The organism is Vibrio gallicus (genome assembly GCF_024346875.1).
Lineage (GTDB): Bacteria > Pseudomonadota > Gammaproteobacteria > Enterobacterales > Vibrionaceae > Vibrio > Vibrio gallicus.
The window spans coordinates 480,439-500,635 of record NZ_AP024872.1 but is presented as its reverse complement, the minus strand read 5'-3'; the positions used below and the strand labels follow the sequence as shown (position 1 = coordinate 500,635).

General features: G+C 43.5%; 21 protein-coding genes. 11 read left to right on the top strand and 10 right to left on the bottom strand.

Going from position 1 to position 20,197, the window contains the following annotated elements:
- Positions 1–106 precede the first annotated feature (106 nt).
- Positions 107–637 (top strand): cytochrome b, encoded by a 531-nt coding sequence (locus OCU28_RS13910; RefSeq protein WP_261817496.1) that lies wholly within the window; start codon positions 107–109, stop codon positions 635–637.
- Positions 634–1,203, top strand: coding sequence for a YceI family protein (locus OCU28_RS13905; protein WP_261817495.1), 570 nt, complete (start codon positions 634–636; stop codon positions 1,201–1,203). The genes OCU28_RS13910 and OCU28_RS13905 overlap by 4 nt, the downstream gene beginning before the upstream one ends.
- 70 nt (positions 1,204–1,273) lie before the next feature.
- On the opposite strand, the gene OCU28_RS13900 is transcribed toward OCU28_RS13905, so the two are convergent.
- On the bottom strand, positions 1,274–1,831 hold the full coding sequence (locus tag OCU28_RS13900) for a DUF1439 domain-containing protein (protein ID WP_261817494.1): 558 nt from the start codon (positions 1,829–1,831) through the stop codon (positions 1,274–1,276).
- A 152-nt stretch (positions 1,832–1,983) separates the two neighbouring features.
- Positions 1,984–3,624 carry an ATP-dependent endonuclease gene (locus tag OCU28_RS13895; RefSeq protein ID WP_261817493.1) on the bottom strand — a complete coding sequence of 547 codons (1,641 nt, stop codon included), beginning with the start codon at positions 3,622–3,624 and terminating at the stop codon, positions 1,984–1,986.
- 215 nt (positions 3,625–3,839) lie between these two features.
- Here OCU28_RS13895 and OCU28_RS13890 point away from each other — a divergent pair, with 215 nt between their 5' ends.
- Together OCU28_RS13890 and OCU28_RS13885 are read left to right on the top strand one after the other, a co-directional pair.
- Complete coding sequence (locus OCU28_RS13890) at positions 3,840–5,564, top strand: bifunctional metallophosphatase/5'-nucleotidase (RefSeq protein ID WP_261817492.1); 1,725 nt, start codon at positions 3,840–3,842, stop codon at positions 5,562–5,564.
- A 262-nt stretch (positions 5,565–5,826) separates the two neighbouring features.
- Positions 5,827–6,018, top strand: a complete 192-nt coding sequence (locus OCU28_RS13885; RefSeq protein ID WP_261818269.1) for a hypothetical protein — start codon at positions 5,827–5,829, stop codon at positions 6,016–6,018.
- 52 nt (positions 6,019–6,070) lie between these two features.
- Here the strand turns inward: OCU28_RS13885 and OCU28_RS13880 are convergent, their stop codons facing one another.
- Positions 6,071–7,264, bottom strand: coding sequence for an ISL3 family transposase (locus tag OCU28_RS13880; protein ID WP_261816841.1), 1,194 nt, complete (start codon positions 7,262–7,264; stop codon positions 6,071–6,073).
- Positions 7,265–7,497: 233 nt separating this feature from the next.
- Complete coding sequence (locus OCU28_RS13875; RefSeq protein WP_261818268.1) at positions 7,498–8,481, bottom strand: porin; 984 nt, start codon at positions 8,479–8,481, stop codon at positions 7,498–7,500.
- A gap of 382 nt (positions 8,482–8,863) precedes the next feature.
- Here OCU28_RS13875 and OCU28_RS13870 point away from each other — a divergent pair, with 382 nt between their 5' ends.
- Positions 8,864–9,568 (top strand): Dph6-related ATP pyrophosphatase, encoded by a 705-nt coding sequence (locus tag OCU28_RS13870; protein WP_261818267.1) that lies wholly within the window; start codon positions 8,864–8,866, stop codon positions 9,566–9,568.
- Positions 9,569–9,656: 88 nt separating this feature from the next.
- Here the strand turns inward: OCU28_RS13870 and OCU28_RS13865 are convergent, their stop codons facing one another.
- Positions 9,657–10,226, bottom strand: a complete 570-nt coding sequence (locus OCU28_RS13865; protein WP_261818266.1) for an alkylphosphonate utilization protein — start codon at positions 10,224–10,226, stop codon at positions 9,657–9,659.
- A gap of 94 nt (positions 10,227–10,320) precedes the next feature.
- Entirely contained in the window at positions 10,321–11,106 is a 786-nt protein-coding gene (locus tag OCU28_RS13860) for a M48 family metallopeptidase (protein WP_261818265.1), read from the bottom strand.
- A 102-nt stretch (positions 11,107–11,208) separates the two neighbouring features.
- On the opposite strand from OCU28_RS13860, the gene OCU28_RS13855 reads away from it, so the two are divergent.
- The 5 genes from OCU28_RS13855 to OCU28_RS13835 all read left to right on the top strand — a co-directional run bounded on the left by OCU28_RS13855 (position 11,209) and on the right by OCU28_RS13835 (position 14,481).
- Entirely contained in the window at positions 11,209–11,649 is a 441-nt protein-coding gene (locus tag OCU28_RS13855; RefSeq protein ID WP_261818264.1) for a hotdog fold thioesterase, read from the top strand.
- The gene (locus OCU28_RS13850) at positions 11,646–11,867 is read left to right on the top strand and encodes a DUF3389 domain-containing protein (RefSeq protein WP_261818263.1); all 222 of its coding nucleotides are present in this window, start codon (positions 11,646–11,648) and stop codon (positions 11,865–11,867) included. Before OCU28_RS13855 ends, OCU28_RS13850 begins: the two co-directional genes overlap by 4 nt.
- Positions 11,868–11,943: 76 nt before the next feature.
- Positions 11,944–13,626 (top strand): SgrR family transcriptional regulator, encoded by a 1,683-nt coding sequence (locus OCU28_RS13845; RefSeq protein ID WP_261818262.1) that lies wholly within the window; start codon positions 11,944–11,946, stop codon positions 13,624–13,626.
- 97 nt (positions 13,627–13,723) lie between these two features.
- Positions 13,724–14,137, top strand: coding sequence for a glycine zipper family protein (locus OCU28_RS13840; RefSeq protein WP_261818261.1), 414 nt, complete (start codon positions 13,724–13,726; stop codon positions 14,135–14,137).
- Between the two features lie 11 nt (positions 14,138–14,148).
- Entirely contained in the window at positions 14,149–14,481 is a 333-nt protein-coding gene (locus tag OCU28_RS13835; protein WP_261818260.1) for a hypothetical protein, read from the top strand.
- Here the strand turns inward: OCU28_RS13835 and OCU28_RS13830 are convergent.
- Both OCU28_RS13830 and OCU28_RS13825 read right to left on the bottom strand, forming a co-directional pair.
- Positions 14,459–15,904, bottom strand: coding sequence for a protein adenylyltransferase SelO (locus OCU28_RS13830; protein ID WP_261818259.1), 1,446 nt, complete (start codon positions 15,902–15,904; stop codon positions 14,459–14,461). The genes OCU28_RS13835 and OCU28_RS13830 overlap by 23 nt on opposite strands.
- A 49-nt stretch (positions 15,905–15,953) precedes the next feature.
- Entirely contained in the window at positions 15,954–17,570 is a 1,617-nt protein-coding gene (locus OCU28_RS13825; RefSeq protein WP_261818258.1) for an ABC transporter ATP-binding protein, read from the bottom strand.
- Between the two features lie 213 nt (positions 17,571–17,783).
- Here OCU28_RS13825 and OCU28_RS13820 point away from each other — a divergent pair, with 213 nt between their 5' ends.
- Positions 17,784–18,023: a hypothetical protein gene (locus OCU28_RS13820; RefSeq protein ID WP_261818257.1), complete on the top strand. Its 240-nt coding sequence runs from the start codon at positions 17,784–17,786 to the stop codon at positions 18,021–18,023.
- A gap of 50 nt (positions 18,024–18,073) precedes the next feature.
- On the opposite strand, the gene OCU28_RS13815 is transcribed toward OCU28_RS13820, so the two are convergent.
- The gene (locus tag OCU28_RS13815) at positions 18,074–19,090 is read right to left on the bottom strand and encodes an ABC transporter permease (protein ID WP_261818256.1); all 1,017 of its coding nucleotides are present in this window, start codon (positions 19,088–19,090) and stop codon (positions 18,074–18,076) included.
- The gene (locus tag OCU28_RS13810) at positions 19,091–20,179 is read right to left on the bottom strand and encodes a microcin C ABC transporter permease YejB (RefSeq protein WP_261818255.1); all 1,089 of its coding nucleotides are present in this window, start codon (positions 20,177–20,179) and stop codon (positions 19,091–19,093) included.
- Positions 20,180–20,197 lie beyond the last annotated feature (18 nt).

Here is a 20,197-nt window from a genome sequence, read left to right as displayed (position 1 = left end):
GACATTCGATTTTATTAGCTAGTCATTAACAAATACGTCACCATAATGTTTCATATCGGACGCAGGGTATGAGTTTTGCGTTCAATTATTTCATGCTGGAGGCTGTGTGACTCAAGGATACAACAATACCGCGAAACTGATCCATTGGGTATCGGCAATCGTAATCATCGGGATGTTTGCATTAGGTCTATGGATGGTTGACCTGACTTATTATAGCCAATGGTATCAAACCGCGCCGTATTGGCATAAATCGGTTGGAATACTGCTGGCTGGATTGACTCTGTTTCGAATGTTATGGAAGTTGCTTAGTTATTCACCACAGATAGACGGCAATCGATTTGAAAAAGTAGCTGCAAAATCTGCACATCACTTCATGTACCTGCTTTTGTGCATACTGTTTATTTCTGGCTATTTGATTTCCACAGAAGATGGGCGCTCGATTACGGTGTTTGAATGGTTTGATGTACCGGCCTTAGGCAAACTGTTTGACGGCCAAGCCGATCTCGCAGGTCAGATTCATTATTATGTTGCCCTTACCTTGATTGGCCTAGCTGCCATTCATGCCTTGGCAGCCCTTAAACATCACTTTATAGACAAAGACAATACGCTTCGCAAAATGACAAGAGGATTAAAATGAAAAAATCAATACTAGCGCTAGGATTGGCGGTTGCGATGGCAACGCCGCTCGCGGCAAACGCAGCAGATTATGTTATCGACACTAAGGGTGCACACGCGTCAATCAACTTTAAGGTGAGCCACCTAGGCTATAGCTTTATTAAAGGACGTTTTGACAAATTTGAAGGGGAGTTTAGCTATGACCCTAAAAACATCGCAGCTTCAAGTGTCGAAGTAACCGTTGATACTACCAGCCTTGATTCAAACCATGCTGAGCGTGATAAGCACATCCGCAGTGACGATTTTATTGATGCTGGTAAGTATAAGCAGGCGATATTTAAGAGCACCAAGGTTGAAGATAAAGGCGATGGAAAACTGGCCGTGATCGGTGACCTTACTCTACATGGTCAAACTAAATCTATTACCATCGATGCGGACTTTATTGGACAAGGGAAGGACCCGTGGGGCGGGGAGAGAGCTGGCTTTATGGGTACTACACGCTTGGAGCTTGCTGATTTTAACATCCCTGTGATGGGTGCATCGAGCTATGTTGATATGGAACTGCACGTAGAAGGCAAGAAAAAGTAGTCTTGCTACAATATTTGTAACGCGGGCCTGATCTTTAATAGATCAGGCCTTTTTCGGTTTAGTCAGACCATCAATTGAACAGTTCTATTATTAATTTGTGGTTCTTGATAACCAGATCGGGGTTTGAAGACTTTAATATCGACTCTTCCAGTTTGTTGCTGTCGAGTTTATATATAGGCTGATCGGTAAGCCCATATCCGATCATGGCTACCGCTGGTTGAATTAACGCCTTTACATCTGAACTTAGGTGTCCGGTTTTCTCTGTAAGCTGCTCAAGTCGGAGTGATTCGAGGAATATCTCACCGCTGTGGTGATCATATCTTGGAATCGCACTGAATCTTATGTCTAGGTTAAAGTGGTGTTTTTCATGCCCCATCATCTCTACAACTGCGTCTGTAGTGGCAAACACAGACAGCCTGTTAGCCTCAACCCGACCAATATTCACCTTTAGATCATCGATTGATATCTGTGCGTACAATACATCTTTTATGCCAACCGACTGTTCCAAACTTATATTCTGCTTTAGATAGTTAGTCATATCTTGTTCGCTGATGCTGTAATTAGCGCAACCCCCAAGAAAGAGACTGGTACAGAATAGAATAAGTAACTTGTGTATATGTTGGGTCATAGGATGCTCGTAGTAGGCCAAGCAGTGCTAATGATGCCGCTGCCTAAATAATGTGATGCACGTTTATAGCAAATACTAGGCGTGATAAGTAGGTTTATACACTATCACTGGCAAAAGTGGCTGATTAGATAAACATTATGCCTGTATTTTGTTCAGGTATTGCCGTTGGCCATACTAATCACGCGTTTAAGAGTCCAACGAATCAGTAGTGGCACCGAGGTATCACCATGTTTCTCACAGTACTCAACAATAGCCAGAGCAACATCGGGTTTAGCGTGCTTTTTAAGAACCTTGTTGATCACCTTTTTGGCAGGGATTGGATGATCAAGGGGGATCTTAGCCATATCTTTAAAGAAGGTTTCAAACCCATTAAAGTACAGATAGTGTTCAATATCCTTGTCGGGAAGCTCTGTGAGTCGGTGCCGCTCCTGTTCACCATGCAGCACATTGCGCACCGAGTGCGCGTATTTTTTTCCGGCAGCGTCACCATCGGTTACAACATGCCAATCTATACCAAATGCCTTGGCAACCTTAAGTAAGGACTTGAGTCCCGATTGTGCAAATTCAACAATCTGCACCCCTTCAGCGGCTAAATCATAACCACACTGGTTGGCGAGTTCATTAAATAACCACACCTCAGTTTCACCCTCAACCAACAGCCAGCAACGAGCAAATAGGGCGCTCGAACGATGAAATCGAATATGGAAACCAACGCGGCGTAACTCATCGGCTGATAATGATTGTGCGGAGATACTCCTAGATTCGGTCCGGTCAGACTTTCTAATGAGTCGCTTAATACTACCCAGTGGCACCGCGCTCAGTAATACAGCGGAATTGGTGGTTAATATCTTTTGCATGGGTAGCATTTGTAATAGAGCCCATGCCCGCGCTAGGTGAGTGGGATGTAAGCGCCCCTCTGGGTCTTCGATGATCAACAAAGGCCTGGCGCAACGTCGTAGTTCGGTATCTCCCTTTGCTTGCAGGTAATTATTAAGTAGCCCCATTAGCAGTAAGCGCGTTTGCTTGTCTTGCGCATTATCAACAAACTGACTTAACGAAGTATTGGTATGGTTTTGTTGTATGCCACTGGAGCTAAATATCCCATCTCTTGGACTGCTTGGGTCATGGCGACCTTGGGACTTATAAGAAAAGTAATGGTCAACAAGATCGTGCATAGTTCGAAAACTGCTCTTCATCTCTTGTTTGCTTACCAGCCCCGGATGGGCAAGCAGGCGGCGGCAAGTATTTTTTATACGCCTTTCTATGCGTGAATTAGGTTGTTGAGTGGTGTGTACACGTTGGAAGCGCCGTGAATCTCTTAGCCTTATAACGGGGTGCAATCCCATTAACTCTTGGGCCAACTTTACGCTGTGGTGCAAGGGTTTAGGATCTCCCATTTCATCAAGAAAGGCGTACTCGCTGGATATTTTGCCGTCTTGCATAGCAGCGCTTAACCGATAAATGATAAATGGCTTATGGTTGGGGTCTTGGTTCCATATCGGCTTGATCTTGCGATATCGCCCAGACCGTGGCTCATTAATGGTATTCGCTCTAAGCTTAAGTATGATTTGTAGATGCTGGGTCTGAGGATGAGATATGGCATAATCCACATGAAAATCACGCATCTCAAAGGTATAAGGCTCAGCATTGGTCGGTAGTGAGACAGATAAAGCGTCCAGAAGTGACGATTTACCCCAGGTGTTTTCGCCGATTAGGGTAGTTAACTCATCAAACGCCAGTGATAAACGCTTAATACCTCGAAAGCCAGAAATCTCAATACGCTCTAATTGCATATGTTTCTCCTAATAAGGTAGGCTTTAAATGGCTACTGTTACCTTGCTGTAAGTATATACAAAACCTTATACGTAAGATGTTATTTACAGAGCAATTTTTCCATCATATGGTGAGCATCTTCAGTAGGATTACAGATAGGGTTTACTTCACTCTATTTTAGAGTAAGGTGAGCTTAACGCCGCTCACTAGAATGGTGGGTGTCCTAAATTAAGAAATGAAATCTATGCCCAAAACGGTAACCCAGATCCGCATCGCCCATATCAATGATACACACTCTTATTTCGAGCCTTCTACTGTTCAACTCGAGCTCAATATAGATAATCGTCAATACACGCCGTACGTTAGTGTCGGTGGGTTTGCGCGTATTAAATCTAGAACAGAGCAATTGAAACACCAAGCTTGGGTAGATAAGCGCGCGTTTATGTTCTTACATGCAGGCGACTGCTTTCAGGGGACACTCTATTTCTCTCTATTTAAAGGGAAAGCGAATTCAGATTTATTGAATCGCTTAGGTCTAACCGCCATGACCTTGGGAAATCATGAGTTAGATATGGGTAATCAACCGGTGTTTGATTTTGCCAATCAAATTAATTTCCCGTTACTGTGTGGAAATTGGGATTTATCAAATGAGGCTGTACATAAAGTTCATAGATTGAGTAGCACTAACAGCTTGAAGCCTTATAACAATGCAACGGGAACCGCTTGCTGGATTACGCAAACCGTTGATGATACGCAAGTCGCTATATTTGGCCTGTCGATTGATAAGATGTCAGAGATCGCCAACCCTGATCCAGATACAGGGTTTATTAATGCTATTGATACTGCACGCAACACGGTTGACGAGATCAAACAAGCAGGCATTAACAAGATTATATTACTTAGCCATCTAGGTTACGATACCGACCATGAGTTAGCGAATACGGTTTCGGGGATCAGTGTGATTGTGGGTGGGCACTCGCACGTATTACAGGGCGACTTTAATGACTTGGGTATTAAGTCGAAAGATGAGTATGGAAAGCGTGTGGGTGATACTTACATTGTTCAAGCAGGAATGCATGCACAAACACTAGGACACTGTGATATTGATTTCGATGAACAGGGAAGAGTAGTGGCATTTTCGGGGAAAAATGAATTACTGGTTGGCCGGAGATTATGTATCGATGCCAGCATGACTGACGCAAAATGCATCCAGCACTATGATTACATCTCAAAGCGTCTGTTTGAACACCACAACGTAGTCAGGTGCATTAAAGACCAACACATCCAACAACACATTAATAGCGTATATCGTCCTACGGTACATGCGCTGCAAACGACGATTCTTGGTCATTTGGCCGATGGATTAAGGCATGTTCGAATTCCGGATGAACAAGGGGGAAGTGAACTGTGCCCTATGGTTGCTGAATCATTTCTAGAAGCAATGCGCGGTATCGGGCATGAGGTTGATTTTGCCATTCACAATGCAGGAGGGGTTCGCTGTTCTTTAAATTCAGGACCTTTAAGCCATGCTGATATTGCTGGAAAGCTACTACCGTTTGCTGTACCCATTGGTGTGTATAGGATCAAGGGACAATATCTAGCCGATATTCTCGAAGGGGCGATAGATAACGCGCTGGATGTACAAGGTACGGGCTCTGGCAGTTTTCCTTATTGTCATAACCTAAAGTATACATTGGATTTGAATGCACCAAAGGGCAGTAGAGTTGCGGAATTACAGATACTCGAACGAGGTACGTGGCGCAAACCACAATCAGATAAAATTTATTGTGGCACGTCATCGGCTTATACGATGAAGGGTAAGGAAGGCTATGGCGCTATTTTGTATAGTGAGCCGGATAGTGTCGTAACCGAGATGACCATGGCAGAGTGTTTTATTCAGATGATTGCTGAACAACCCCTGCGTTTTGAGTCCCAAATAAAATTAGGCCATAATCGCTAGATATCACAAAATCCAATGTTAAATTATTGTTAATATAGCGGGAGTTATTGTATCAATGTTGATTTGTAAGCGCATAATTTGCACAAATATGTACTTTAATTACCCATAGCCGCATATGCAACAATGTTTGATGTTGCAAGGATGTGTCATTAGAAAAACTAATGCATTTCTATAATTTTACTCGTTTTATTAAAAGCCACTAATTGCTTATATTCCTTCGCAGAAATCATTGAGTTTTAACTAATTTTTGCAGAGGCTTACCATGGCACAAGTAATGCACATCGATACAATTTCAGTACCTAGCTCACAGGATAAAAAGAGCTATTCAATAGATTTCAAAGGATTGATCATGCACCTAGTAGATATCTTGTTTGGCAAGAGCCAACCAACATCAAGCTACTATGTGTCAGACTTGTCAGAGCATGTCCAAAAAGATATTGGTATTGTTCGTTAATAGTCAAAGTTTGTAATTTGAACCTCGCTTTTGGGCGGGGTTTTTTTATGGTTCATCGCGGCTTTCCGGGGAAGGCCGCTTTTATCTTCATAAAGAAGTAATCCGTATCTCGGTACCCATAGCCCATTCTTTTGATTAGCTTGATCTTGTTATTAATCCCTTCCAAGGTGCATGTATTTAAATGATACAAAGCTGAAGACACTATCCCATGAAGGTACGGTTTCAGCTTTTTAGCGAAGTTTATGAGCGGTTTTACTCCGCTTTCATGGACTTGCTGCCACCATATTTCCCAAAGGTCTTTGGCTTGTTTTTCCGAGTCGCAGTACCAGAGCTCCTTGAGCTGAGCACCAAGTAAATGGGTCACCATTAAGTCACGGTTAACCGCAAGTATTTCATCCAGGTAACTTTGTTGCTTAGTATTTAAGTTCTCTCTATTTTTCAGTAATACCCAACGTGAGCGCTTGACCCAACGCCGTGCACTTTTGTCATCTTTAAGTTGGTTGGCTTGATCTACTCGAACTCTATCCATAACTTCTCGACCAAACTTAGCGACGACATGAAAAAGGTCATAGACAATACAAGCCTTTGGACAATGAGCTTGAACCTCTAGGTCAAAAGCGGTGTTCATATCCATTGCCACAACTTCGATATTTTGAGCATGCTCTCCAAGCATTTCAAAGAACGGACGTATATCTTTACGACTTCTACCTAGACCAATCCAAAGTACTTGATGCGTTTGTGCATCGGCGATAACAGTGGCGTAACGATGCCCCTTGAATATGGCAAACTCATCCATGACCAGTTGACGCAAACAACCCCAAGGAACCTCAGGTACGACACGCTTCAGACGTTGCTTATCTATTTCTTTGATGGTGTGCCAGTGCACCCCAGTAAGCTCTGAAATGTGTTTGATGGGTAGCAATGGTAATAGATTCTCAATGTAATCAATCAGCCGATTGGTAAGGCGAGAATATGGCTTAACCCAAGAAATAGACTCAGTCTTGATACCACAATTTGAACACCTGATGCGCCGAGTTTGAACGAGTAATTCGACGGGTGTGCCTAGCATCATCGCATCCTTAAGCGTTCGCCACTGAGTGTCATGAATAGAGTCAGAAACTTGACCACAAGAACAGTATGCAGGGGTATCAGGAATTAAGGTGATAGAGATTAATGAATCAGTTTTATAAGACTTTACGATCTGAAAGCCTTCCCAGAACGACGATAGGAAAGTATTATTCGGCATGAAAACGGTAGTTTGTAAAAGGTTGTGTTTGGCGATGTAACCTTACCACTAACTACCGTTTTTGTTTTCAGTTCCCACTAATCCGCGATGAACCTTTTTTATGCCAGTTGAAAATTGTATAAAGTAATAAAAAGGGAAGAAGGAGTCAAAAACCTAAAAACCTATTTGTTTCAACCAAAAAAAGCCTCGCTAAAGCGAGGCTCATATAATTGAGTGTAATCAGTTCTAACGAATTAGAAAGTTACTTTAGCACCTAGCATGCCTTTAAGTTCTTCGTCTTGAGTGAACTTCTTGCTTACGCCAGCGTAAGTTTTGAAGTAATCAGTGAACTGGTAGCCAAGGTCAAGTGCAGCTTGGTCACGAGTGTCATCTTTAAGATTTTTCTCAGAGTCGAATTTCGCGCTAGTGAAAGTAGAAGCAAGAGTCAGCTTCTCAGTGAACGCGTAAGAACCAGCAAGTTCATAGCCTTGGAAGTCATCGCCCATTTTTGAGCCGTTAACGTATAGAGCTGCAACGTAAAGAGCGTCAGTTAGGTTAGAGCTTAGGCCAACAAGAAGGTTTTTGCTGTGGTCGTCAGAAGTACGAGCACCAGCGTTGTATGCTTCTTCTGCGTAACCTGCACCAAGTTTGAATAGGTGGAAGTCGTAGCTAGCTGCTGCGCCGTAGCCATCTTGGATTGTTAGGCTTTGACCGTTAACCTTTACAGCTTCGCCGCCGCTGTTGTAGTTAGCTTTAACTGTTAGGTCACCAAAGTTACCGATGTACAATGCTTGGTTGTCAGCACGGTCAGCTGTAACAGATTTGCTGCTTGCTTCTGCGCCGTAAGTGTTCAGGATATCAGTGAAGTCAGTGATAAGGCCTAGAGAACCATCTGTTTTACCATATTGCACTTCGTTGTTCGCGTTGCCGATACCAACATATAGGTAACGAGTATTGTTGCTTTTATCTTTAGTGTATTCATTCTCGATGAAACCGTGAGCGAAGATATCGTCGGTGATGTTAGTTTTTGCATCAACGTTTAGACGAGCACGAGAAATATCAGCTTGAGAGTCGTTTTTTAGTACGTCGTTTTTGCCTTGGTCTGATAGTTCAGTACGTGCTTCAACGCGGCCGCCTACAGAAAGAGCTAGGTTATCAGCTTTGTATACTTCAGCAGCGTTTGCGCTTGCAGCGAAAGCTGCAGCTACAGCGATAGCGGTAAGGGTCAGTTTCTTCATTTTTTAGGTCCTTTAATTTGGGAGAGTGCTTCAAATCTCAAAAGAGCACTTGCGACTAAGGTTATATAAACTCAGCAGCGGTTTTAACCCGTAAAAAAGCAATCTAAGGTTATGAATTGCATGTGCAATTACATGATGTGAAATGAAGGGTGTGAATTCATTGAAAATATAAGATGTTGATTATTATGTACATTTTAGTATTGTTGATTATAAAGTGTAAGTTTATACGACTAGGGGTGCATATGTATAATGTGTGCTCTAGCGCAAAAAACAACGCTGTAATTGGAATGCAGAATTTGATGAAATCTGTAAATGGAGAACTAGGTCACAATGCCTTTTGGCGCAAAAGTAAGCAAGTGATCCTCAATAACTAAGGAATTGAATGATAAAGGCTATTTTTACGTGGAGTGGAGGCAAAGATTCTTCGCTGGCGTTACATAAGATACAGCAAAGACCTGATGTCGAAGTTGTCGCACTATTAACTACCCTAAATAAAGAATATCGTCGCATTTCAATGCATGGGGTTCGTGAAGAGCTACTCGAAAACCAAGCCGAATCATTAGGCTTACCACTGATTAAAATGTGGGTCGAGCAAGATTCATATGACGAATATGAACAGCGAATGAAAGACGTATTGCTGGAGTACCAATCACAGGGGGTTACTCATGTGGTGTACGGAGATATCTTTCTAGAGGATTTACGTGAATATCGTGATAATAATCTAGCCAAGATTGGGCTAAAAGGTATCTACCCGCTATGGAAGCGTGATACATCAGAGGTGATTCAAGAGTTCTTAGCGTTAGGGTTCAAAACGGTCACTTGTTGTATTAACGACCAGTATTTAGATGAATCACATGTGGGGGCGACCATTACCCAAGATTGGATCAATGCCTTGCCACCAGAGGTGGACCCATGTGGAGAGAATGGGGAATTTCATACTTTCTGTTTTGACGGTCCGAACTTCAGTCAGCCCGTGGTATTTGATAGTGGAGATAATGTGTATAAGCCGCTGGATGAAAAATATGTGGATGAGACCAAAAATCCGCATGTGAAGGGTTTTTGGTTTAGTGAGCTAATACCGCGCTAAACTATTTGATTGTCTTTTTAATAAAAAGAAAACCAAAAAGAGGCGCCTATTGGCGCCTCTTTTATATCAAGCCTTAATTAAGGCTTGATTATTTCTTACGGCAAAACTCACAACGTAACCACATAGATTGGCCTTCAACTTTACCTGAAAACAGTTCTGGGTCATCTTGAGCTAGGCTGATATTTCGAACCATAGTACCGATTTTAACCACCATTGAAGACCCCTTAACAGGAAGATCTTTGATGATAGTAACTGTGTCGCCTTTTGCCAGAGGTGCACCATGGCAATCAACGTGTTTTTTACCGTCATTTTCCATGCCAGTTTCAGCCCAAAGTTTGGTCTCTTCTTCCATGTACATCATGTCTAGAAGGTCTTGAGCCCAAGCTTCTGTGCGCGCTAGACGAGTCAATTGACGCCATGCCAGTACCTGAACTGGAGCCTCTTGACTCCACATGCTGTCGTTTAGGCAACGCCAATGGTTTACAACCATTTGCTCTTGGTCTTCAATTTGAGTACGACAGGTTTCACAAAGCATAGCGCCGTGATCTACCGTAACTTGAGTATGTGGGGCAACCGCAAATGGGCTTAGGTTCGAAGTTGAAGAACAAAGTTCACATTTATCGCCGCTACGTTGCAGTAGGGTTGCTTCTATAGACATCTCATTACCTTGCTAATGTATTTTTCGCGATATTATACGCTAAAACCAAAAAAATGCGAGTTTGGTCACTATTGTTAGACCTAGTCTGCATAGATTAAGGGGCGCTACAATGAGGCTGTTGTTGGTTGGTGTTAGGCAATATTTTTGCTTCTGCGGTTAAATCTTTTATTCGAGTATCGTGTGATGGGTGAGTGGAGAGTAATTCCGGTGGTTGATTGCCGCCAGATGCTTTTGCCATATTCTTCCACAGTTCAACGCTTTGGTATGGGTCAAATCCGGCTTTTGCCATTAATTTCAACCCAACAATATCGGCTTCACTCTCTTGAGTGCGACCATAGGGTAATAACACCCCATACTGAACACCTGCGCCCATTAAGGCTAAAATTTCATTGCGATACTCTTGATTAGATAGTGCGGCATCGGATATTTGCAGCCCTGCGTTAGCCAATTGGGCGTGAGACATACGCTCATTGCCATGATCTGCCAACACATGCGCTATTTCATGACCAATAACGGTTGCCAATTGGTCTTGGTTGACGGCAACCTTAAGCAGCCCTGTATATACACCGATTTTACCTCCGGGTAATGCAAACGCGTTGACTTGTGGGCTATCAAATACCACCACTTCCCATTGGCTAAATTCCTTCTGTTTTGGTACCTGCTGTAATATTTGACGGGTAACACACTGCACATATGTATTTACCGCGGTATCTTTGCTGATGGGCTGCTCTTTTTTCATTTGTTGGAAAGAGTCGGCACCAAGTTGTGACATCTGGCTATCAGAAAAAAGAATGACCTGATTCCTGCCCGTTGGTGAGGTACTACAACCCACTAAAATAATAGCGAAAATCCAAGCTGCAATACGATTAGTAAACTTCATAGTGATGGTTCCGAAATCAATTATAAAAAGGATATACTGGGTTAGCGGTTTTTGCCGTTTTTTATAATGCGACACCAAAATTAAATAGGGATGATATAGATAGTGACGATTTGGAAAAGAACAACCACATTACAAAAGCTAAACGCCAGCTCTAAAGATACCCTTATTGAGCATCTCAACATTAAATACAGTGACATTAGCGACAACAGTTTAAGTGCCACCATGCCAGTCACCACCAACACTCATCAGCCTTTGGGAATGCTGCATGGCGGTGCATCTGTAGTACTTGCTGAAACATTGGGCTCCGTGGCGGCAAACCTTTGCGTTGAGGAAGGTGAGTTTTGTGTAGGATTGGAAGTAAATGCCAATCATATAAAAGCGGTAAGGGATGGGGTGGTTACTGGAGTCGCAAGACCTATCCATCTTGGTGCTAAAACCCAAATTTGGGGAATTGATATCTTTAACCAGCAACAGCAGTTGATATGTGCCTCGCGGTTGACGGTAATGGTGCGTGGTAGTAAGTCCAGAGTAGGTGTGTTATGACCCTTGATTTTGAACTGGGTAAGATAGTGGTCACGCCACTTGAAATTATGATTCGTATTGAAGGGGTGCAACGCTTAACCCTACAAGCTCAAACAGAGGCGTTACAGATCATGGGAGATGTATTAGTTGTTCATGATGCCCAGAGCCGGTGGTCGATGAAACTTGATTCAAATCTAATCGAGCAAATTATTGAAATCACGGGAATTACTCGCCTGTAAAGCCTGCACCTTGGCAAAACAAAGTGCTAAAATAAGGAAATTATGAATTTATCTTTTTGTTCGGAATTTCCCCTTTATGAGTAGTCCCCGCTTAAGAATCCAATTTGAAACGCTATTTGAACACTTTGAAGGCAAAGACAGCGATACCCGTATAGAGGACATTACCGAAATCTTATTCTGTACTCGGCGTAACGCACGTATCGTCCTGAATAAGCTCACTGAAGAAGGCTGGATAGAGTGGCATCCGTCTGCGGGGCGCGGTAAGCACTCAAAATTGATCTTCAAGCAAAACCGTAATGCGGTAGGTGAGGAACTCGCCAAACGTTACCTTGAACAAGGCAAAATAGAACATGCGCTGCAGGTATTAGATCAAGATCCGAATCGATTAACTAAGGTCATTCAAGATTACTTAGGTGTTCAGCATAATGAAGGTCAGCAGGTAATCAGACTGCCGTACTATCGACCTTTAGCTATGTTACATCCCAGAAAACCTCACCGTCGTTCTGAACAAAATATTATTCATCAGGTGTACAGCGGCCTGACTAAATTAGATGTAGATGACAACCTTATCCCCGATCTTACCCACGGCTGGGAGTCGTTCTCAAACACGCACTGGCGCTTTTATCTGCGCTCTCAAGTGCGTTTTCATAATGGGCAGCTGCTAGATACCAAAGACATCGTCGAACATCTTCAATCTTTGGCGTCACTGCCTCTATTTGCTCATATTGAGACCGTTACATCGCCTTCAGCATTTGTAGTTGATGTTTTTCTTAATAAGGGCGATCACTACTTTGATCTAATATTGGCGGAATCGAGTGCTAAGGTCCTACCTAAGAATCACCAACAGATGGAAAACTTCGACCGTTTACCCGTTGGTACGGGGCCATATAAGGTGGTACTTAATAGCGACAAGCAACTGATTTTGGAGGCATTTGATAACTATTTTGGCTATCGAGCGCTGGTGGATAGAGTGGAGGTATGGGTGATTGATGAGATCCATTCGGCCATCGTTTACCCAAGCCTTGATCAGCCCGGTTTGCCTACTAAGGGTAGAGATAGTGATGTATCGCTCGATCCAGGCTGTACCTATGTGGCGATCAATCATAATAGTGCCCTAGGTCAAAGTACCCAATGGCAGCAATATTTCGCTTCTAAACTAACCTCGTTTAACTTGTTTTCTAAGTTGCCTCAATCCTCTATTGTTGAGCTAGGTCTGATACCTGCTCACGGATTAAAGCCAGGCTGGTATCACTCACAACCCCTTGAACTCTCGCAGCCTCCACATGGGTCAACAGTCACTATTGCGTATCATAAACAACACCCAATGTTTCCAATCATTGCTAAAGCGATTGCCAACTTGCTCAAAGAAGATGGGCTGACTGTGCAGTTTAATCGCTATGAGGTGTTCCCAGATGATTTGGATAGCGTTGATTTGTGGTTAAAGCCGATGGGGATAGGGACCCATCGCGATGATATGTTGCGTGGGTGGTTGCTGCAATACAGCGATATTGACCGTCTAGGTAATAAAGAATTGTACCCTCAATTGACCGAAATGATTGAGAGTTGGCATATCAACCCACAATTGCCATTTCCCGCAAAGGCCATTGGGCGATTTTTAGTTGAGCATCACTTCATCATCCCGATGTTTCATTGTTGGCTTGGAGTCAGCAAAGACCATTGCGGCTCACTGCAAAACGCCAAATGCAATGCGTTAGGCTGGTTTGACTTTTCTCAGGTTTGGGTGCGCCCAGAAACATAAATACGATTTATGGGTGAATGAAACTTCACCTTATCGTTTTACATCAATGACCCTAGCATAATCACTTACGTCAAATATATTCCTATTTGGAGTGATTATGCGTGTTCTTTACAAGGCTCTAACTCTGAGCTGTGTCAGTTTATTTATCAGTCTGCCAGCGCAGGCGCACGGCCTTATCTACGATAGCGGCCAATATGAAGCGAATGTATTTCAACAAGATATGCATTACTGCGAGGGATTGGCACAGCAAACACCGCAACAAGAAGCGGATGGTTTGGTTCAAGAAACGGCTAAGCGTGGTATGCGAGGTGCGACAGCTGGTGCAGTTGCGGGAAGCGTTTCAGGAAACTCAGGCAGCTCGGCGGCTAAAACCGGCGCGGCGGTGGGTATGACCCTTGGAGTTCTTGGAAATCGCGGTAATCGTAAAGCCACTGAACAAAATAATCAACGCGCTTACAGTGAAGTGGTACGTAACTGTATGTCTGGGCGTGGTTATACAGCATTAAACTAGGGGAACATCGAATGAAAAATAGAATACTTAAACGCGCTATCGTTGGCAGTACTGTGGTCGGATTTATGCTGACTATCGGAGTCTCACAATCTATGGCTCAAGCCCCAGTAAGTGACCCATTGTTATCGTTGACACAATTGTCAGGACAAAACTTATCGGGTGAAACAAGCCGCAATGTGACCATTGATGGTGTGGAATATTTAGCTACTGAAACCTATAAACAAACTACTGAGTTACAAAACAACCACAGCACGACTCAGTTGGTGCGCAATACCGTCGAAACGATAACCTTACAACCACTCGACCTTGAACCGGAGAAGGTCAAGATGAGCAACTCAAGATGATGCCTTGATTGTTATTGTGGTTAGGTAATGCCCAATCACTATGGCACGGGTGCTCAACGAAAGGGTCGCTTAGCACCTGTAACCATTGCTCTATGATGCCAAAATTGCCAGCTTCAACTTCATCTATAGCTTGCTGCGCAAGGTGAGTCCTTAGTAAATAGCGAGGGTTCACCGCGCACATCGTTTGCTGACGCTCGCTGTCAGAAAGGTGGTCTTGCTCAAGTCGATGCTGGTATTGTTTGAGCCATGTTATCCAATTAGGGTGTTGCCAATCGCTCTGCGCATACCATTGCGCATAATCAAGTTCAGATAAGCGCCTAAGGGTGTAATGATAGTCAAGCTTGTGCGATTGCATCAGTGTCAAACAGCGATTAAGCATGTCACTATCACTAGTTTGAGTGGTTGTTAGGCCAAAACGTTGGCACATTAATTGGGTGTAATGGAGTTGGAGTTGCTGCGGGTAATCTTGTAGCGCTGACTCTATGATCTCTTTATCAATAAGCGATGATAACGCATAGCCTAACGCCGAAAGATTCCAGTGTGCAACGGCAGGTTGTCGATGGAATACATAGCGCCCTTCATAATCTGAGTGGTTGGCACTAAAGCCTGGGTCATAGGTTTCCATAAAAGCGAATGGACCGTAATCTAAGGTTTGCCCTAAGATGGACATATTATCGGTGTTCATTACTCCGTGATAAAACCCATAGGCTTGCCATTTCGCTAGCATGGTTGCGGTATTACTAATTACGGCTTTATAAAAAAGCTCGTATTTGTTTTGGCGCTCAGACAGATGCGGAAGGTGCCAGCGGAGCAGGTGTTCGACCAGCCCTGAAATAAGGTGCGACTGTCCGCTATAGAATAGATACTCAAAATGACCGAAACGAATATGGGTTGGCGCGATACGCAGTAACGTTGCGGCATATTCAATATCTTCTCTCTCTACCTCAGTTTTTGAGCCGATTAAGGCTAGTGCCTGGGTCGTTTCTATACCTAGACCTTGCATGGCAGCACTTACCAGATACTCCCTTACGCTAGAGCGAATAACTGCACGGCCATCACCACTACGAGAGTATGGGGTTTTTCCGCTGCCTTTCAGGTGCATGTCCCATTTATTGTTGTTGCGGTCGATAAACTCGCTTAGTAGCAAACCTCGTCCATCGCCTAGATCAGGGTTATAGTGACCGAATTGGTGTCCGGTATATTTCATTGCTAAGGGGTGCCATTTCGGCAGTTGCTGTTGTCCTGAAAATAATTCAATAAGCGGTTGTGGGTTATCTAGGCTAATACCCAAGCGCTTAGCCAGGCCGTGATTGGCATGAATGAGATAAGGGCTTTGTAAAGGCGTCGGATTAACTTGCGATCCGAATGCACGGCCTAGTTCATAATAGGTGCTGATATAGTTAAGCTGCTCAATACTCTGCATACGTCTAATCCTTAGTACTGGTAATAGTACCTATTACGGGTAAAAGCCGTTATTGTGACAATGTCACTAAGTGCTTGGTGTAATCGTGTTGTGGAGCGGTGAATAGGGATTCTGTCTCTCCAAACTCAATCACAGTGCCTTCCTTCAGTACCATAGTGTTATGGCATAAACTGCGTACCACATTCAGGTCATGACTTATGAATAAGTAGGTAAGTTGGTATTTTTGTTGAAGCCGTTTAAGCAGATCCAATACTTGAGCCTGAACCGTTCGGTCTAACGATGAGGTTGGTTCATCTAGTAGGATAAACTCTGGTTTAAGGATTAAGACTCGCGCAATGGCAATACGTTGCCGTTGTCCTCCAGAAAACTCATTGGGATAACGATGTCGAGTATCAGGATTAAGCTCGACCTCTTGCATGGTGTGACAAATCCGTTCATCTATTTGCTGGTCGGAAAGCTGCTGGTGGACCCTAAGCCCTTCACCTATGATCTGTGCAACGGACATCCTTGGATTTAGCGCTGAAAAGGGGTCTTGAAAAACCACTTGCATGCGATGCCTAAGTGGAAACATCTGCTTGCGGTTAAAGTTTGATATTTGATGGCCATCAAATTCGATCACCCCATCACTATTAAGAAGCTTAAGCAGCGCCATACCTGTAGTAGATTTACCAGAACCGCTTTCACCAACTAAGCCTAAAGAATGCCCTTTTTTTAAGGTGAAATTGATATCCGTCACCGCTTTTACGTGACCTGTAATACGTTTAAATACCCCGCCCGTTATAGGAAACCATACCTTTAGATCTTTAACCGATATCAGGTTGGGGTTGTCGTTACTTCCTACAACGGGTTTACCCGATGGAGCGGCGGAGATGAGTTTTTGGGTGTAAGGGTGTTGTGGGGAGGTAAATAATGGCCCACAATTCGCTGTTTCTACGATCTCTCCATCCTTCATTACGCATACTCTATCGGCGATACGTTTTACAATACTCAGGTCATGGGTGATAAATAGCATCGCCATATTTAGCTCAGATTGAAGCTCCTTTAACAGCTGAAGAATTTGCGCCTGCACTGAAACATCCAGTGCCGTAGTAGGTTCATCGGCAATCAGTAGTTCGGGTTCATTGATCAACGCCAGCGCTATCATCACCCGTTGTTTTTCACCGCCAGACAACTGATGTGGGTAGGCGTTAAGTTTGTGCTCAGGATCTCGAATGCCAACCTTATTTAACCAAGTCAACGCCAGCGATTTGGCTTGGTTTTGACGTAAACCTCGGTGTATCTCAACGGTTTCAACCAGCTGTTTTCCTATCTTGTGTAGCGGATTTAAAGAGACCATAGGTTCTTGAAAAATCATGCCGATTCGTGCCCCTCGGATGCCTCTCATCTGCCGTTCTGAGATTGTCAAAAGCTCTTGATTGTCGAAATGAATGCTACCGCTTTGATAGCGAGTTGCGGCTTTAGGGAGTAATCGCAAAATAGCATTGGCTGTAACAGACTTTCCCGAGCCGCTTTCGCCAACTAAGGCAAGGGTTTCGCCGCGCAAAATAGAGAGGCTAATACCTTTAGTTACGGTAGTCATACTTTTATTTGCACCACAAAACGCGACCGATAGATCGTCAATATGTAGTAACTGTTGGTGCGACGAGCCTGAGCTTGATTGCGGCATAAACTGATATTTCCATTGAGTTACGTAAAATTATAGGGGTTATAGAGTGAATGACTTATAAACAATTGTGCTGTTTGTCTCATTTGATCAACTATTTTGTAGTTAACTAAACTATTTTTAGGTAAATTAATTGTATTACTTAATAGAGTGTTCATTTACTTTCGTAGCTAGTACCCCCCAGTATTGCTAACCATCAAGCCCTAGGACGAGAAAATGCCAAAAGACATCGATAAATCTGCTTACAGCTTAATTAAAGAAGCTGAATTACACCTGCAACTTGCTCAAAAATGTTTAAAAAGCCTCGATAACAACGTAAGTGATGTGTTGAGTCAGGCAAATACATCAATAGATTCGATTGCCGGTCAAAACCAATCTAGCTTGTTAGCCACTACACGCTTAGCCAATGAACTAAAGCAATCGATTGAAGTTTTAAAGAGCAAAGCAATTAATTAAAAATCATAATGTATGATTTAACAGCGGGGCGTTTTCGCCCCGCTGTTGTTTTAGCCCACCGCATGTGGGTCAAACGCATCTCGCACCGCCTCGCCAATAAAAACCAGCAGACTTAACATCACCGACAATACGATAAAAGCAGAAAAGCCAAGCCATGGTGCTTGTAGGTTTGCCTTTCCTTGGGCTAACAGTTCGCCTAATGAAGGAGAGCCACTAGGTAGGCCAAAACCAAGAAAATCGAGAGATGTTAGCGTGGTCACTGAACCGGATAGTATAAATGGCAACATTGTCAGGGTGGCAACCATCGCGTTTGGTAGCATATGCCTTAGGATAATCCGGCTATCACTTACGCCCAACGCATACGCCGCTTTTACATAGTCAAAGTTTCTACAGCGTAAGAATTCTGCCCGCACCACGCCCACGAGACCCATCCAGCTAAATAGCACCATAATACCGAGTAACCACCAAAAATTTGGCTCGACAAAGCTCGATAAAATAATAAGCAGAAATAGGGTAGGCATGCCGGACCAGACCTCTATAAACCGTTGCCCTAACAGATCTAGCTTACCGCCATAGTAGCCCTGAGTTGCGCCAACGATGACCCCAATGACACTGCTAACTATGGTGAGCACAAAACCAAATAGAACAGAAATGCGAAACCCGTAAATGACTCTGGCCAATACATCTCGCCCACGGTCATCGGTTCCTAGATAGTTGATGCTATCTGGAGCAGATGGCGCAGGGCCGGGAAGGTTGTAGTTGATGGTATCGTAGCTAAACGGGATCAAAGGCCATACCATATAGCCGCTTTGTTCAATAAGATCTTGCACATAAGGGTCGGTATAATCGGCTTCTGCTGCAAATTCGCCACCGAATTCTATTTCTGAATATTGAACTACAACCGGAAAGTACCATTGGTTGTTAAAGCTAATAAACAGCGGTTTGTCGTTGGCGACCAATTCAGCAAACAAGCTAATAATAAACAACAGCATAAATAGCCACAGCGAATAGTAACCACGACGGTTGGCAATAAAGCGCTGAATACGAAGGCGGAGCATAGGATTCATTTAACGAGCCTCGAAATCAATACGCGGATCAACCCATGAGTAGGTAAGATCAGAGATTATGCTTAGGATCAGACCAAGTAGCGTCATGATATACAAAGAGCTAAATACCACAGGGTAATCTCTTTGTAGGGTAGATTCAAAACCAAGCAAGCCAATGCCTTCAAGAGAAAACATGACCTCAATTAGCATCGAACCGGTAAAGAATATCGAGATAAATGCACTTGGAAATCCAGCAATAATAATAAGCATAGCGTTGCGAAAAACGTGTTTATAAAGGATGGCACCCTCATCTAACCCTTTGGCTCTGGCAGTGACGACGTACTGCTTGTTTATCTCATCCAAAAATGAGTTCTTGGTCAGCATGGTGAGGGTGGCAAATCCGCCGATCACCATAGCGCAGGTAGGAAGGGCAAGGTGCCAGAAGTAATCGATGATTTTCTGGTACCATGTCATGGTTTCAAAATCATTAGAAACCAGTCCCCTTAACGGGAACCAATCTAGATAGTTACCGCTGGCAAATAAGATAATCAGCAAAATGGCGAACAAAAAACCGGGTATCGCATAGCCCACGATAACCAGTGCGCTACTCCAGATATCAAATCTTGTGCCGTGATGAATCGCCTTAGCGATACCCAGCGGAATAGAGATTATATAGATAATTAGGGTACTCCAGAGGCCTAATGATATGGAGACAGGCAGTCTTTCTACAATCAGGTCTATGACGTCACCATCTTTAAATAGGCTTTCTCCGAAGTCGAAGGTGATATAGTTACCGAGCATTTCCAGATATCGTTGGTGCATAGGTTTATCAAAACCGAACTGTTTTTTTATCTCCTCAACAACTTCGGGATCCATACCCCGAGAGCCTCGATAGCCAGTAGTATTGGTATCTTGAGCTGCTTCAAGTTTTACTTCTTGACCACCACCGGTAAATCGCTCCATTACTCCCGAATCAAGGCCCTGCATTTGAGCAATAGCTTGCTCTACCGGACCACCCGGTGCAATCTGGATAACAAAAAAGTTGATGGTGATGATGGCCCAAAGGGTTGGCACCACTAGCAATAATCGTCGAATAATATAAGCAGACATAGCGCTTAGTAACCTAAT